Below are 15,751 nucleotides of genomic sequence, written 5' to 3'. Positions count from 1 at the left end.
CGCCCGTTGAGATACGGGCATTCTGGGCACAGGCTATCGGGGGCCGTGGCCCCCGGGGACAGCGATCCTAGTAGAGGTTCGTTCGGGCGTCAGCGGCGAGACCTGCGTCGATGACGGCGGCCGGGACGGTCGTACCGCTCTGGTCCTTGACGATGCGTCCAAGGGTGGGCAGCTCCGAGCGATCAGGCCAGCTCTCGGGCTTCCACAGCCCCGATCGGCGAAACGCCTTCGCGCAGTGGAAGTAGAGCTCACGGACTCGCAACCGGATCGCCAGAGTGGGGGGCCTGCCGTTGACAGCCATCTGCTGGAGGAGGGACGCCTGGGTGACGATCTGGGCCGCACCGTTGACCCGTAGTGTCTCCTCCATCCCCGGAACGCAGAACAGCAGGCCGGCCTCGGGGTTGTCGATGAGGTTGGTCAGGCTGTCGAGGCGGCGGTTGCCGGGCCGGTCGGGGATGGCGATGGTGCGTTCGTCCACCACCAGGAAACCGCCGGGATTCTCTCCGCGCGGCGAGACGTCACAGGTGCCGTCAGGCCCGGAGGTGGCCAGAAGCACGAAGGGAGAGCGAGCGATGAAGTCCGCGGCATGGCGGTCGATGCGACCGATGTCCTTGTCCAGAACGTTCTGGCCGGCCTCCCCGACGAGCGCGCGCAACGAGGCGTGATCGGCGACCACCGCCGCGTCGTCCATCCCCGTCAGCCCGGTCATCCCGCTCCCCCTGTACACCGGTTATACCGGCGCCATTTGGCCAAGAAAAAACTTAGGCAAGCCTAACGCACTGGTGTTCGCGTACGCTCCACGCGGTGTCAGGCGATCTCGCGGGAGTTGTCGCGGAGTTTGCGAGCGTGGTCGGCCAGCGAGTGGATCCCTTCGGAACCGAGCACCCCGAGCACGTGCTCACGCAGCAGCGCCACGTGCTTGGCCCTGGCCTGCTCCGCAAGCTCCAGCCCCTCGGGGGTGAGTGCCGCATAGGTGACCCTGCGGTCGGAAGGACAGGACTGGCGGACCAGGAAGCCGTTGCGCTCCAACCGGTCGGCCAGCTTGGTGAACCCACCACTGCTCAGCGACACCTCCCGGGCAAGCTGGCTCATGGGGAGACGGTTGTCGGGGGAACGCTGGAGGCGGATCATGACCTCGAACCACGGGCCGGACATGTCACGACCGCACGGATCGATCCCGCGCAGCAGGATGGGCATCGTCGCGCTCAGCGCCTCGTGGAACAATCCCCAACTGGTGATGAGGTCGTCATCGGTGATCTGGTCGTCGGTCGGCCCGCCGGACAGCGTGGTCATCGCTTACCCCCCAAGAAATATCTTCCCCGTAAAATAAAATACCCCTTCGGTAGGCAGGACGCCACCCAAAGCCCTCCGCCCCCGACCGAGCCTGGTCAGGGGCGGAGAGGGTCGGCGTAACGCGGCGGGCCCTATCCCCGCAGGACCGCCCCGGTGCGCTCGGCTGCCAGCGCAACCGCGGAATCACGGGCGGCAGTGGCCTCCTCGGCCGTCAGGGTGCGGTCCGAAGCACGCAACCGCAGCGCGTAGGCGAGGGACTTGTTTCCCTGCCCCACCTGCTCGCCGGTGTAGACGTCGAACAGCGCAATGCTCTCCAGCAGCGCACCCGCCCCCTCCCGCAAGGCGGCCTCGACCTCTCCCGCGGGCACACCGGCATCGACCACCAGCGCGACGTCCTGACTGGCCACCGGATAGGTGGCTACCTCCGGAGCCTGCCCGCTCCTCGCAAGGCCCTCCACGAGGTCCAATTCGACCTCCATGGCGACCGTGCGCTCGGGAAGCCCGTACGCCTTGGTCACCCGGGGGTGGAGTTCACCGGCGTGACCGACCAGGGTCGCTCCGGCGTACAGAGCCGCGCAGCGCCCGGGGTGCCAGGGGGCGTGCTGAGCGGCGCGCGCATCGAGTCGCACCCCCGCGACGGCTGCGACCTCGCGGGCGGCGTGGACCGCATCGGCCCAGGTCGCGGCACGGCCAGGGCCCCACCACCCTGCACGTTCGCGTTGGCCGGCCAGGACCGCGCCGACCCGGCGCGGCTGGTCGGGGATCGCGGCGTCGAGGCCGGCGCGTTCCTGCGGGGTCGGTCCGCGGTCCACCGCCAGGATCGGGGCCACCTCCGGCGCACCGGGCCGCGGCCGGTAGACCAGGCCCGATTCGAACAGCGCGACGTCGGCGAAACCACGGCCGACGTTGCGGGCCACGGTCTTGAAGAGTCCCGGAAGCAGCGTGGTGCGCAGCAGCGGCTCGTCATCGTTGAGCGGGTTGGCCAGCCTCAGGGCGACGCGGCGGGAGTCGTCCGCGGGCAGCTGGAGCGCGTCGAGATCGCGCTCCCCCACGAACGGATAGTTGAGTACCTCGCTGAACCCGGTGTCGGCCAGGGTGCGCCCGACCGCGCGGCGCAGCCGTTGGCTGCGGGTCAGCCCCCGGCCCGCGACCGCGCGCGGCCTGATCGCGGGGATGTTCTCGTATCCCTCGTACCGGATGACCTCCTCGGCCAGGTCGTTGGGGTCGGTCAGGTCCGGGCGCCAGGTCGGCGGGGTGACCGTGAGCGTGTCGCCGTCCGCCTCGACCTCGCAGCCCACCAGGCGCAACCGCGCGATCTCGGTCTCGACCGGGTAGTCCACGCCCGCGACCCGGCCGGCGTGCCCCGCAGCGATCGTGATGGGTGCGCGAGGGGTGGTGCCGTGCACGTGGGTGATCGCGTCCTCGACGACCGCACCGCCCAGTTCGGCGAGCAGGGTGACCGCGCGGGTGGCCGCGGCCACCTGTACCGCGGAGTCGACCCCCCGCTCGAAGCGGCGCGAGGACTCCGAGGAGAGCTGGTGCCGGCGCGAGGCGCGTGCGATGTGGGTGTCGGCGAAGTGCGCCGCCTCGATCAGGATGTCGGTCGAGGTGCCGCTGATCTCCGTGCTCAGGCCACCCATGACCCCGGCGATGTTGATCGGACCGGAGTCGTCGGCGATCAGGATGTCGTCGGGGTCGAGGGTGCGCACGACGTGGTCGAGGGTTTCCAGCTTCTCCCCCGGCTCCGCCAGACGGACCCGGATCGGACCCTGCACAGTGGCGCGGTCCCACGCGTGCAGGGGCTGCCCGGTCTCGACCATCACGTAGTTGGTGACGTCCACGGCCAGGGAGACCGAGCGGATCCCCGCCATGTGGAGACGGCGGCGCATCCACGGCGGGCTGGGCAGCGCCGGATCGAACCCGGTGGCCCCGCGCAGGACGTAGCGTCCGCAGATCGCCGAATCGGCCACCGTCGCGGGGTAGCCGTCCTTCTCCACGGCCGGAGCGGCGAGGCCGGCCGGATCGGTGAAGGCCACGTCGTAGAGGGCGGCGGCCTCACGGGCCACCCCTCGCATCGACAGCGCGTAGCCGCGGTCGGGGGTCACTGCAATGTCCAGGACGTCATCGCGCACCCCCAGCAGCGCGTAGGCGTCGCTACCGGGCTCGGCGATTCCCGCGGGCAACACGATGATGCCGGAGGGATCGTCCCACAACTGCAGTTCGCTGGCCGAGCAGATCATGCCGGCCGACATGCGGCCGTAGGTCGTGCGCGCACCGATGGCGAACCCGCCGGGAAGGACCGCGCCGGGCAGCGAGACCACGACGAGATCGCCCTCGGCGAAGTTGCGCGCGCCGCAGACGATCTCCTGCGGCGCACCGGTGCCGTTGGCCTGGCCCACGTCGACGGTGCAGAAGCGGATCGGCTTCTTGAACTCGGTGAGCTCCTCGATCGTGGCGACCCGGCCGACAACGATCGGACCGGTGATGTCGGTGCCCAGTTCATCGACGGTCTCGACTTCGAGCCCCGCCGAGATCAGTTTCGCGGCGAGCTGGCGCGCAGTGACCTCCGCCGGCAGTTCGACGTACTCCCGCAACCAGGAAAGGGGGACGCGCATCAGATCTCCATCCCGAAGGCCGCGGTGAACCGGACGTCACCCTCGACCATGTCGTGCATGTCCTTGACACCGTGGGCGAACATCAGGGTCCGCTCGATGCCCAAGCCGAACGCCCACCCGCTGTAGCGCTCGGTGTCGACTCCCGCGGCGGTCAGCACACGGGGGTTCATCACGCCGCAGCCACCGATCTCGATCCACCCCTCGGAGGAGCAGGTCCGGCAGGGCGCGTCGGGGTCGCCCACGGATGCCCCGCGGCAGACGAAGCACTCCATGTCCACCTCGGCCGAAGGCTCGGTGAAGGGGAAGTAGGAGGGACGCATCCGGGTGCGCAGACCCTCCCCGAACATGCGCTCGACGAACACCTGGATCGCGCCCCGCAGGTGCGCCAGCGTGATCCCCTCGTCAACGACGAGGCCTTCGAGCTGGTGGAAGACCGGGCTGTGCGTCGCGTCCAGCTCGTCGGTGCGAAACGTCTTTCCGGGAGCGACCACGTAGACCGGTGCGTCGCGGTCCAGCAGCGCTCGCACCTGGACCGGGGAGGTGTGGGTGCGCAACACCAGACCGGAGTGGGCTCCGCCAGGCCCCTCGACGAAGAAGGTGTCCTGCATGCTGCGGGCGGGGTGGTCGGGCAGGAAGTTGAGAGCGTCGAAGTTGTACCACTCGGCCTCGACCTCGGGGCCTTCGGCGACCTCGAAGCCCATGCCGACGAAGATGTCGGTCATACGCTCGGCGACGGTGGTCAGCGGGTGCCGGGCACCACGCGGGATCGGGTCGAAGGACAGGGTGACGTCCACTGCCTCTTCGACCAGGACGCGGGCGTCGCGCTCCTCTTCGAGTTCGGCCTGACGCGTTTTGAACGCCTCGGAGATCTCCCTGCGCGCGCCGCCGACGCGCTTGCCGGCGTCGGCCTTGGCAGCGGGGGGGAGACCGCCGATCTCACGGTTGGCCAGTGCCAGCGGGGACCGGTCGCCCGCGTGGGCGATCCGGACCTCCTTGAGCTGATCGAGGCTGTTCGCCGCGGCGACGGCCTCCATCGCCTCGGCACGCATACGGGCGACCTCGTCCGGGTTCAGCGCGTGCGCCTCGACGGGATCATGGGAATTGTTCGGTGCAGACATAGGGTGGTTGCCTCGCCGCCCGCGCCATGCGGGGCGGCACTCATGGCCCACCGCGGCAAAGCGGCGGACTCAAGCCGACAGGGAAGTCAGGGTCGGCCCGCCGATGCCGAGACCGTCAGACGAACTCGGGGGTACCGGCGGGCACGGTAAATCGGAACTCGGCGCCGCCGCTGGGCGCGCGGCCGACCGTGATCGCGCCACCGTGGGCCTCGATCAGGCCCTTGACGATGAACAGCCCCAGGCCGGTGCCGCCGCGACGCTTGTTGCGCCAGAACTGGCGGAAGACGCGCGGCACGGCGTCGGGCGCGATGCCCTCGCCCTCGTCGCGCACCGACACGGCTGCCCCTCCCTCGAACGGCTCGATCACAATGGTGACAGTACCAGCGCCGTGCCGCACACCGTTTTCGACGAGGTTGGACATGATCTGGTCGACGCGATCGGAGTCCAGCCAGAGCTCGGGGAGGGGACCGCGCACATCGAGGCGGAACCGGTCCACTGCGTCGCCCGCAGCGATACGCCCGGTGATCACCCTGCGCGTGCGCTCGGCCAGGTCCACGACTTGCCGGCGCATCTCCAACCGGCCCGACTCGATGCGGGAGACGTCCAGCAGCTCCGTGATGAGCCGGGTGACCCGGTCCGCGTCGGCGTTGACCGTCTCCAGCATGAACAGCTTCTGGGTCCGGTTGAGGCGGTCCCACTTGGCGAGCATGGTGGCGGTGAAACCTTTGACGCTGGTGAGCGGCGAGCGCAGCTCGTGGGCGACGGTGGAGACGAGGTCGGCCCGGCTGCGTTCGGAGCGCGCCCGATGTGCGGCATCGCGCAGCGTGACCACGAGTCGGGTGACCTGACCGCACGGGCGCTCCCGAACATAACGGGCAGCCATCATGACCTCGCGGCCGTCGGGGAGCAACAGTACCCGTTCGGGCTGGCGGACCCGGATGGCCAGTCCGCCGTAGGGGTCCGTGCACTTCCACCAGTCGCGTCCTTCGGCGTCCTGGAGGGGCAGGACATCACGGAAATCGCGTCCGATGGCCGAGTCGGATCTGGTTCGGGTCAGGTGGGCGGCCATCCGGTTGAAGGCGACCACCCGTCCCCGGGCGTCGGCGATCAGCACTCCGTCAGGAAGCTCCTCGGTCGAGAACAAGATGTCCTGTCCCGTACCGCCAACTGCCGACTGGTCGCCGCCCACGACCGCCTCCCAAGCCATATGTGAACATCCGCGTTCCTGCCGACCGCGAAACCGCCCGTGTTGTACAGCGCGCGTCCAGTGGACGTCTGCGACGCAGACACGACCCCCGAAGGGAGTTACCCGCTGCTCTCGCCGACTACGCCCACGACTGCGCCGATCGCCCGGAGCACGTCGCATCGTCCACCCGTAAGGGTGTGTAGGGCCTAAGAGCATGAGCGTATCGGCAACTGTGGGTAGGCGGGCAACCCGACAACGCCGCTGTTTTCCCGAAAACAGGGGGTAAATCAGCACACTGCGTAGCCAAAGTGGGAGTGGCGTCCGACACGACCAGCGGCGACTGCGCGCTACCCGACTCAAGGGTCGTTACGCGTATGACGCATAACAACGGGTGACCGGAACACAGTTGGAGCGGGCGGGAGGCGTCAGCCCAAGGACGCGGTGGCCGCGGCACGACGCTGCTCGCGAGCGGTGGCGTAGAGGCACACGGCCGCGGCCGTGGCGAGGTTGAGGCTCTCGGCCGCACCGTAGATGGGAACACTGACCGCACCGTCGGTGAGTGCCACCGTCTCTTCGGGCAGCCCCCACGCCTCGTTGCCGAAGACCCAGGCCACCGGTCCGGCAAGGCCGCCTGAATCGGTGACCGAGTCGAGGTCGCGGTCGCCGCCGCCGTCGGCCGCCAGCACCGCCGCGCCGGAGTCGCGAAGATGACGCACGACTTCACCGACGCGCGGCCCGACCACGACCGGGAGGTGGAACAGGCTGCCTGCGGAGGCGCGCACGCACTTGCCGTTGTAGGGATCCACGGAGGCGTCGGTGAAGACGACCACGTCGGCGCCGGCGGCGTCGGCGGTACGCAGCACGGTTCCGGCGTTGCCGGGGTCACGGACGTGGGAGAGAACTACGGCGAGACGGATCTCACCGACGTCGGCCAGGCCGACGTCGACGAAAGAGCAGATCGCGAGCAGGCCTTGCGGGGTGACCGTCTGGGCGAGCTCGGTCATGACCTCAAGGGTGACCCGGTGCACCGGGACGCCCGCGGCCTCCGCGACATGCACCAGGTCGGCATGGCGCTGCAGGGCTTCGGCCGTGCTGTACAACTCGTGCACGACGCCGGGCTGGGCCAGCGCCTCGCGCACCGCCTGCGGCCCCTCCGCGAGAAAGCGCCGCTCGCGTTGCCGGAAAGCGCGTTTGGCGAGCCGACGAGCTCCCTTGATCCTGGGTGACCGAATACTCGTGAACTCGTGGCTCGCCATAGCTGTGTTACGCCGCCGCTCAGGCCGCGGACTTGGCGGGGGCCGGGATGGCCTTCTTGGCGGTCTCGACCAGGGTCGCGAAGGTCGCGGAGTCGTTGACGGCCAGCTCGGCGAGCATCCGGCGGTCGACCTCGATGCCGGATGCCTTGAGCCCCTGCATGAAGCGGTTGTAGGTGAGACCGTTGGCGCGGGAGGCGGCGTTGATGCGCTGGATCCACAGACGACGGAACTGGCCCTTGCGGTCCTTGCGGTCGCGGTAGGCGTAGGTCATCGAGTGGAGCATCTGCTCCTTGGCCTTGCGGTACAGACGCGACCGCTGGCCGCGGTATCCGCTGGCGCGTTCGAGAACGACGCGGCGCTTCTTCTTGGCGTTGAGAGACCGCTTCACGCGTGCCACTTGGAACTCCTCATGAATAGCCGGTGGGCTTCGTGCGCGCCACCGGTCGGCCGCATCCGAATCCGTCCAGATTCGGGGGCCAGTCGAAACAAACGTGCAGATCGGGCGAAGGGGACCGCCCGAGGGACCGAACTAGCCGAGCAGCTTCTTGATCTTCTTGGTGTCGGCCGGGGACAGCTGCACGTCCGGGGTGAGGCGACGCGTGCGCTTGGTGGCCTTGTGCTCAAGCAGGTGGTTCTTGTTGGCGCGGCGACGCATGATCTTGCCGGTGCCGGTGACGCGGAAACGCTTGCTGGCTCCACTGTGCGATTTGTTCTTCGGCATTGGCGCCGTCGCTCCTTCTCAACTATCAGTCGGTGCACCATCGGTGACGGTGGTGCGAATGTCCACGCCGGGCATGAAGAGAGCGGGGTGCGCGGTCCCGGTGGGGACCGCGCGCCCGCGCTCGTCTCGATGCGTCAGGCGGATGCTGCTTATGCCTACTCGGAGTCAGCCGCGGGGCGCTCGTCGCGCGCCTTGGCGGCCTCAGCGGCGGCACGGGCCTCGGCCTTGTGCTCGGCGCGCCGCTTGTGCGGTCCGATCACCATGACCATGTTTCGGCCGTCCTGCTTGGCCTGGGATTCGACCTGACCCAGTTCCTGAATGTCCTCGGCAAGCCGGCGCAGCAGACGGAAACCCAGCTCCGGGCGGGACTGCTCCCGGCCGCGGAACATGATCGTCACCTTGACCTTGTCCCCGCCCTTGAGGAACCGAACGACGTGACCCTTCTTGGTCTCGTAGTCGTGCGGGTCGATCTTGGGACGGAGCTTGATCTCCTTGATGATCGTGTTGGTCTGGTTCTTGCGCGCCTCACGGGCTTTGACCGCGGACTCGTACTTGAACTTTCCGTAGTCCATCAGCTTGGCGACCGGCGGACGGGCGGTCGGTGCGACCTCTACGAGGTCGAGATCGGCCTCCTGTGCGAGACGCAGGGCGTCGTTGACAGGGACGATTCCGACCTGCTCCCCGTTGGGTCCTACGAGGCGGACCTCGGGTACCCGGATGCGGTCGTTAATGCGGGGCTGCTCAGCGCTGATGGGACCCCTCCCTAAATTTCGTCGAGTATCTCGTTGATATGTGGGGGGTTTCCCAACGGTGCAGTGCCAAGACGCGAAAAACCCCGCCAGCTGGTGCAAGCGGGGTGATCGATCCACCGGTTGGTGCGAGAACGTCGCCCGAGGGCTTGGTGCTCGAACCGCGACACCGTGCCGAACCGACTGGTTCGGCGAACCGGTACCGCTTGAAACCGGAACCCGCAGAGGCTGTTCGCCCTACAGGTGGGAGGATCGCCCTCCGCTTACATATCCGGCGCACACGTGCACCGGATCAGGTCAGTGCCTCACCCTATCAAGAAATAGGGACGTCGCGGACCTCCACGACAGGCACCGCACCAAGGGGTTCCCCCGATCACTACAACCGCAGGACCGCGCCGGTCATTCCCCGGCCGCTCGACGCGCCAGTTCCGCCAGGCCGGCGGCGCGCATCGCCTCGATCGGTGCTGCCCGCCCGGTCATGAGACTGAGCTGGGCACCCGCCTGGTGCAACAACATGGCGAAGCCCCCGATCACGACCGAACCCGCCTGTTCCACAGCGGCACCCAACGCCGTCGGCCAGGGCGCGTAGACCACGTCGAAGACCGGGGCCCCCGATTGCGCGACCGCCTCGGCGAGGTGGTCGGCCGCGCCGGTGGGCAGTGTCGAGATGACGAGATCGGTCTCCAGGTGGGCGGCGGCCTCGGACAGTGGGGCCAGCACGGGTTTCGCCGTCATCCGCTCGGCGGCATCGACCAGCTCACCGGTACGGGCGAGGTCGCGGGCAAGCACCGTGACGGCCCCCGGCTCTGTGGCACCGAGCCGGCGTACCGCGGCAAGCGCCGAGGCCGCCGTGGCCCCGGCCCCCACTATGGTGGCGGTGCGCAGACCGGAGATACCGGATTCGACGCTGGCCGCGACGATTCCCTCGACGTCGGTGTTGTAGGCGTAGCGGTGACCGTCCGGGCCGAAGACGACGGTGTTCGCCCCGCCCACCGCAATCGCCAATTCGTCGACCTCGTCGGCCAGGCCCAGCGCCGCCCTCTTCAGCGGCATGGTCAGTGACAGGCCGGCCCACGAGTCGTCACAACCGGCGAGGAACGCCGCGAGCCCCTGTTCGTCGCACTCATGACGTCCGTAGTCCCACGTCCCAGCCAGGCCGAGGGCCGCATACCCGGCCGTGTGCAACACCGGCGACAGAGAATGGGCGATCGGCGAGCCGAGGACGGCTGCGCGTCGTATGGACGTCATCGTGCTCACTCCTGTGCCTGCGCTAGACGGTTCGCCTCGAACTCTTCCTTGAGCTGCGTGAACTCCGCCTCCGTCACCGCGAACTTGGTGACCAGGCTGCTGGGGTCGGTGGCGACGAAGAACAACCACTCCCCCTCCTCCGGCTCCAATGCGGCCTCGATGGCATCCGCACCGGGACTGACGATCGGACCGATGGGCAGACCGGTTCGGTAGTAGGTGCGGTAGTCGCTGCCGGAGTCCCTGCAACGAATGAGCTGGTCGTCGTTGAGTGCGGTGCCGTACTCGTCGAGGACGTAGAAGCAGGTGCTGTCCATCCCCAACTGCATATTGATGTCGAGACGGTTGTAGACGACCCTGGAGATCTTGCCCATGTCCTCGACCCTGCCGGTCTCGGCCTGGATGATCGCCGCTGTGGCCATGACCTCGTTGGGGGTGTACCCGATCGCCTCGGCCCTCTCGACCAGGTCGATCTCCTCGGCGACGCTCTTGTGCCGGTCGACCATCTGCTTCAGCAGGTCGGCTGCGGTGGTGCCGGGATCGATCTGGTAGGTGTCGGGGAAGAGGAACCCTTCGGGCCCGTTCTCGGCGTAGTCGGGCAGGTCGAGCGCTTCCTCATCGGCGTAGGCGGCACCCAGGTCCGCCGGCTCCATGCCGGTCTCCTCCGCGATCAGCGGCAGGATCTCGACGGCACGCAGTCCCTCGGGAATGGTGAGGCGCACCCCGACCCGGGCCTCCGGGGTCAGGAGGAGCTGCACGGCCGCGGCCCCGCTCATCTGCGAGCGCAGCAGGTAGGTACCGGGGGCGAAGTTGGCGTTTTGACCGCGAAGCTCGTTGGTGAACGCACGCACGCTCTTGACGACACCGGCCTCCTCCAGCTTCTGGGCGATCGTGGTCCCGGAGTCGCCGTTCTCGATGACGATCTCGACCTCACCGTTGCCCTCGCCGGAGTAGTCGGGGGGGATCACGTAGGTGCTGAGCAGGGTGTAGCCACCGAAACCGCCGACGCCGAGCAGCACCACGAGCACCATGACCGCGGAGAACGAGGCGAACCCGCCCTTGCGCTTCCGTTTGCCCTTGGCCTTGCGGCGTCCGCCTCCTCGGCGTCCGCCCCGGTCGTCGTCATCGTCACCGCGCCTGGAACGCCGCGAGCGGGGACGCTCGTCCTCGTCGTCCTCGCCGTGCTCCTCGGCGTCGAAGGGAAGGGGCAGCGAGCCCGTCCCCTCCTCCGGGTCGGAATCGATGTCGCGCTCGCGGCGCGAGCGGCGGGAGCCCCGCTCCGGGGCCGGATCCCCACCAGGGACTCCGACCAGCGCCTCGACCGGCTCCTCCGCGGGCTCGGCACGGCGTGAGCGCCGACCGTCCGCCGGTTCGGCGCCGCGCCGGACACGCCGGGGAGTGTCCACGGGGTCGCTGTCGGCCGGCGCCGCGAACGCCCCGGTCTGCTCCCCCGTTCCCTCGTCGGCGACCGCACGCGGACGGCGGCGGGGAGGGGGAGCGTCGTCCAGCGGATCGGGCCCTCGTCCGGAACTCCGGTCGGACTCCGGGGCCAACTCGTCGTAGGAAGGTCGCCGCCGCGGACCGCGGCGGCGGTCGGTCGGGATCGGACCGGTACCGGGGTGCGCACCGAGTTCCTCGGCACCTGTGTCGGACCTGCGGCGGCGGCCCCTGGGTTGTTCCTGGAGCGGATCCGCCACTGGTGCGGCGGTGTCGTCTTGGATACGGGGCATCGAGCCGGTGTCGGCCGGGCCCGGCCGGCGACGTCGGCCACGCGGCCTCTCGGTGTCCGCGCCGAGGTCGAGTCCGGCCGCGGGCGTGCGCGGCCGGTCCGCCTCTTCCGGCGCGGGGCCTTCCCCCCGTCTGCCGACTCCGTGTTCGTCGCGGTGGGCGCGTGCACCCGGCTCTCCCCGCCGTCGGAACTCGGCGTCGTCCGCGGACTGCCAGGGATCGGTCACCGGTTCGGGTCGGCGCACGCGAGGGTCACGGGGGGATCTTGATGCACGGGGACGATCGATGTGGTGGTCGTTGCCGCTCATGGGTCTTCCTCGACGAGTTCACCGGGGGGCTGCTCGGTGCGCCGTTCGGCGTCGAGTGCGCTCTGCAACAGCACGGTCGCGGCGGCCTGGTCGATGACCGAACGCCTTGCCCGGCCGCCTTGGGCACCTCGTTTGCCGTAAGAGGCTCCCGCCCGCAGCTGGTTCTGTGCGGTGACGGTGGTCAAACGCTCGTCCACCAGACGCACCGGGACGGGGGCGAGCTTGCGCGCTAGGGCGCGGGCGAAGGAGCGCGCGCTGCGCGCGGCGGCCCCCTCCGCTCCAGAGAGCGACGCCGGATAACCGACAACGACCTCACGCGCCTCGTACTCAAGGACGAGGGCGACGATGCGGTCGAGGTCACCGGCCCCCCGGCGGATGGTCTCCACCGGGGTTGCCAGAGTGCCGCTGGGATCGCTACGCGCGATCCCGATCCGGGCGTTTCCGGGGTCCACCGCGAGTCGCACACCGTTTCTCAACGGAAGAGCACCTCGCAGCGCCTGCCGGCGACGCCGACCGCGGGGACGGTCGGCGCGCGATCCGGGCCGGTCACGGGACCTCCGAGACTCGCTGTTCCACGGCGCGCAGCGCCGCGTCCACGGCAGAGGCGTCGGTCCCGCCGCCCTGGGCGACGTCGGCCTTGCCACCGCCGCCGCCACCGAGCGCGCGGGCAGCGACACCCACGAGGTCACCGGCTTTGAGACCGGCGGCCTGCCCGGTCTTGTTGACCGCGACCACCACGACGGGACGGTCCTTGGGGACCGCCACGATCGCGACGGCGACCGGGTGGTCCTCGCCCAGGCGGCCACGCACGTCGAGGGCGAGCGTGCGCAGATCGTCGGGTCCGGTCCCGTCGGGCGCACGGTGGGCCACGACCCGGACGGAGCCGATGTCGTGCGCGCCCTTGGCCAGACCGTCCGCGGCCTGGAGGACCTGGGCGGCACGCAGCTTCTCGATCTCCTTCTCGGCCGCGCGCAGCCGGGAGACCATCGTGTCGATGCGCTGGGGCAGGTCCTCGCGCGGAGTCTTGAGTTGCTCGGAGAGCTGGCCGACGAGCGCCGACTCGGTGGACAGACGCCGGAAGGCGTCGATACCGACCAGGGCCTCGACCCGGCGTACCCCGGAACCCACCGAGGATTCGCCCAGCAGCTTGACCAGGCCCAATTGTCCAGTGGCACCGACGTGGGTACCGCCGCACAGTTCGCGGGAGTAGTCGCTCATCTCCACCATGCGCACGGTGTCGCCGTACTTCTCGCCGAACATTGCCAGCGCGCCCATGGCCAGCGCGTTGTCGAGCGTGGTCTCGTGGTAGCGGACCTCGATGTCCTCGGCGAGGACGGTGTTGACCTCTTCTTCCACGTGGACGAGCTGGTCGCCGGTAAGGGCCTTGCCCGCGGTGAAGTCGAAGCGGAGACGCCCCGGCTGGTTCTCCGACCCGGCCTGGCCGGCGGAGGGGCCAAGTGCGTTGCGCAGCGCGGAGTGGATGAGGTGGGTGGCCGAGTGCGAGCGCGACACCGAGCCGCGGCGACCGGTGTCGATGGCGGCGTGGACGGTGTCGTCCACGACGACCTCGCCGCTGCGCACGGTACCGCGGTGGGCGAACAGCCCGGCGATGGGCTTCTGCACGTCGTCGATGTCGACGACGCCGCGGCCGTCGATGGTGACGGTGCCCTTGTCGGCGAGCTGGCCACCGCTTTCGGCGTAGAAGGGGGTGCGGTCCAGGACGAGCTCGACCTTGTCCCCTGCGCGCGCGATGGTGGCGTCCTCGCCGTTGACGACGAGGCCGAGAACGGTGGCCTCGCCCTCGGTCTCGGTGTAGCCGAGGAAGTCCGTGGGACCGGACCTCTCCAGCAGCCGCGCATAGGTGCTGACGTCCGCGTTGCCGATCTTCTTGGCCTTGGCGTCGGCCTTGGCCGCGTCCTTCTGTCCCTGCATCAGCCGGCGGAACGCGTCCTCGTCCACGGTGAGGCCCTGCTCAGCGGCCATCTCCAAAGTGAGGTCGATGGGGAAGCCGTAGGTGTCGTGGAGCTGGAAGGCGTCCGCCCCGGAGAAGCCGGTACTCCCCGCGGCCTTGGTCCGCTCCGCTGCGCGGTTGAACAGCGTGGTGCCTGAGCGCAGCGTGTCGGCGAAGTTCTTCTCCTCGGCGTCGATGACCCCGTGGATCTGGTCGGCGTTGGCCCGCAGTTCGGGGTACTGCTCACTCATGACACTGATCGCGGTCTCGGTGAGGTCGTGCATGTGGAACGACTCGTCCCCCGAGAGCAGCCGCAGGTTGCGGATGGAGCGTCGCAGGATACGACGCAGGACGTAGCCGCCCTTCTCGTTGCCGGGCTTCACACCGTCGGCGACGAGCATTGTGGCGCTGCGCACGTGGTCGGCGATGACCCGCAGGCTGACGTCGGCACGGGGATTCGTACCGTAGGCGACACCGGTGAGGTGGGCCGCGCGCTGGAGGATGCGGCCGAGGGTGTCGGTCTCGTAGATGTTGTCGACGCCCTGGAGCAACGAGGCGAGACGCTCCAGTCCCAGGCCGGTGTCGATGTTCTTGCTGGGCAGGTCACCGAGGATCGGGTAGCCCTTCTTGGTGCCGCCCTCCCCACGTTCGAACTGCATGAACACGAGGTTCCAGATCTCGACGTAACGGTCCTCGTCGGCGACCGGGCCGCCCTCGGCGCCGTGCTCGGGACCGCGGTCGTAGAAGATCTCCGAGCAGGGGCCGCAGGGTCCGGGCACGCCCATGGACCAGAAGTTGTCCTCCATGTCGCGGCGCTGGATCCGGTCGGGCGACACGCCCACCTTGTCGCGCCAGATCGCCTCGGCCTCGTCGTCGTCGAGGTAGACGGTGACCCAGAGACGGTCGGGGTCGATACCGAAGCCGCCCTCGGCGACCGGGTCGGTGACAAGCTTCCAGGCGAGAGGGATCGCCTGCTCCTTGAAGTAGTCACCGAAGGAGAAGTTGCCCAGCATCTGGAAGAAGGTCGCGTGACGCGAGGTCTTGCCGACCTCTTCGATGTCGTTGGTGCGGATGCACTTCTGGACGCTGGTGGCCCGGTCGTAGGGGGGTGTCGCCTGCTCCAAGAAGTACGGCTTGAACGGCACCATCCCGGCCGGGACGAACAGCAGCGTCGGGTCGTCTGCGACGAGACTTGCCGAGGGCACGACGGTGTGTCCGTTGTTCTCGAAGAAAGTGAGGAATCGGCGAGCGATCTCTGCCGTCTCCATTGGTGCCCTCCCGTATCGGTCCTACAGCCACCGGCAGCGGTACGCGGTTCCCGGCGGCATGGCCTACGACAACGTAGGCGCCCATCGTAGGGTTAAAGGTCGTGTGGACGCTCATCGGTTCGCGCCTGCGCCGCGGGCGCGGGCGCCGGGAACGTCCAGGTGGTGCGGATTGGTACCGGTAGTCGACTCCGGTCTGCCGGCCGGGCAGGGCCGCCCCGAATCTACCGCCAAGCCTATTCATCGACGCGCAAAGCATGTCGCAGGCGCAAGAAAGCCACACATGCAAACAGCGAAACGCACGCCCAGTGCCCAC

General features: G+C 69.1%; 13 protein-coding genes. All 13 read right to left on the bottom strand.

Translation table 11 applies throughout. The annotated features are described in order from the left end of the window. Positions 1-67 precede the first annotated feature (67 nt). Positions 68-709: a pyridoxamine 5'-phosphate oxidase family protein gene (locus tag QSJ59_RS12255; protein ID WP_285759517.1), complete on the bottom strand. Its 642-nt coding sequence runs from the start codon at positions 707-709 to the stop codon at positions 68-70. A gap of 98 nt (positions 710-807) precedes the next feature. Next, positions 808-1,293 (bottom strand): MarR family winged helix-turn-helix transcriptional regulator, encoded by a 486-nt coding sequence (locus QSJ59_RS12250; RefSeq protein ID WP_285759516.1) that lies wholly within the window; start codon positions 1,291-1,293, stop codon positions 808-810. Between the two features lie 131 nt (positions 1,294-1,424). After that, positions 1,425-3,908 (bottom strand): phenylalanine--tRNA ligase subunit beta, encoded by a 2,484-nt coding sequence (gene pheT / locus QSJ59_RS12245; RefSeq protein ID WP_285759515.1) that lies wholly within the window; start codon positions 3,906-3,908, stop codon positions 1,425-1,427. Continuing rightward, positions 3,908-5,026, bottom strand: a complete 1,119-nt coding sequence (pheS, locus tag QSJ59_RS12240; RefSeq protein ID WP_285759514.1) for a phenylalanine--tRNA ligase subunit alpha — start codon at positions 5,024-5,026, stop codon at positions 3,908-3,910. Before pheS ends, pheT begins: the two co-directional genes overlap by 1 nt. Before the next feature lie 115 nt (positions 5,027-5,141). After that, on the bottom strand, positions 5,142-6,233 hold the full coding sequence (locus QSJ59_RS12235) for a sensor histidine kinase (protein ID WP_285759513.1): 1,092 nt from the start codon (positions 6,231-6,233) through the stop codon (positions 5,142-5,144). Positions 6,234-6,637: 404 nt separating this feature from the next. Further along, positions 6,638-7,468 (bottom strand): TrmH family RNA methyltransferase, encoded by an 831-nt coding sequence (locus QSJ59_RS12230; protein ID WP_285759512.1) that lies wholly within the window; start codon positions 7,466-7,468, stop codon positions 6,638-6,640. A gap of 19 nt (positions 7,469-7,487) precedes the next feature. After that, a complete protein-coding gene (gene rplT / locus QSJ59_RS12225) occupies positions 7,488-7,865 on the bottom strand; it encodes a 50S ribosomal protein L20 (RefSeq protein WP_285759511.1) in 378 nt (125 codons plus the stop codon). 132 nt (positions 7,866-7,997) lie between these two features. Continuing rightward, entirely contained in the window at positions 7,998-8,189 is a 192-nt protein-coding gene (rpmI, locus tag QSJ59_RS12220; RefSeq protein WP_285759510.1) for a 50S ribosomal protein L35, read from the bottom strand. Between the two features lie 155 nt (positions 8,190-8,344). After that, complete coding sequence (gene infC, locus QSJ59_RS12215; RefSeq protein WP_285759508.1) at positions 8,345-9,058, bottom strand: translation initiation factor IF-3; 714 nt, start codon at positions 9,056-9,058, stop codon at positions 8,345-8,347. Between the two features lie 279 nt (positions 9,059-9,337). Then, positions 9,338-10,186 carry a shikimate dehydrogenase gene (locus tag QSJ59_RS12210; RefSeq protein ID WP_285759506.1) on the bottom strand — a complete coding sequence of 283 codons (849 nt, stop codon included), beginning with the start codon at positions 10,184-10,186 and terminating at the stop codon, positions 9,338-9,340. Positions 10,187-10,191: 5 nt separating this feature from the next. Continuing rightward, positions 10,192-12,219, bottom strand: coding sequence for an endolytic transglycosylase MltG (gene mltG, locus QSJ59_RS12205; RefSeq protein WP_285759504.1), 2,028 nt, complete (start codon positions 12,217-12,219; stop codon positions 10,192-10,194). After that, complete coding sequence (ruvX, locus tag QSJ59_RS12200; RefSeq protein WP_285759503.1) at positions 12,216-12,695, bottom strand: Holliday junction resolvase RuvX; 480 nt, start codon at positions 12,693-12,695, stop codon at positions 12,216-12,218. Before ruvX ends, mltG begins: the two co-directional genes overlap by 4 nt. Positions 12,696-12,765: 70 nt before the next feature. Next, positions 12,766-15,438 carry an alanine--tRNA ligase gene (gene alaS / locus QSJ59_RS12195; protein WP_285759501.1) on the bottom strand — a complete coding sequence of 891 codons (2,673 nt, stop codon included), beginning with the start codon at positions 15,436-15,438 and terminating at the stop codon, positions 12,766-12,768. Between the last annotated feature and the right edge of the window lie 313 nt (positions 15,439-15,751).

This window comes from Nocardiopsis ansamitocini (genome assembly GCF_030268225.1).
GTDB classification, from domain to species: Bacteria; Actinomycetota; Actinomycetes; order Streptosporangiales; family Streptosporangiaceae; genus Nocardiopsis_D; species Nocardiopsis_D ansamitocini.
The sequence above is the reverse complement of the archived record's forward strand: the minus strand, read 5'-3'. Positions and strand labels throughout refer to the sequence as shown.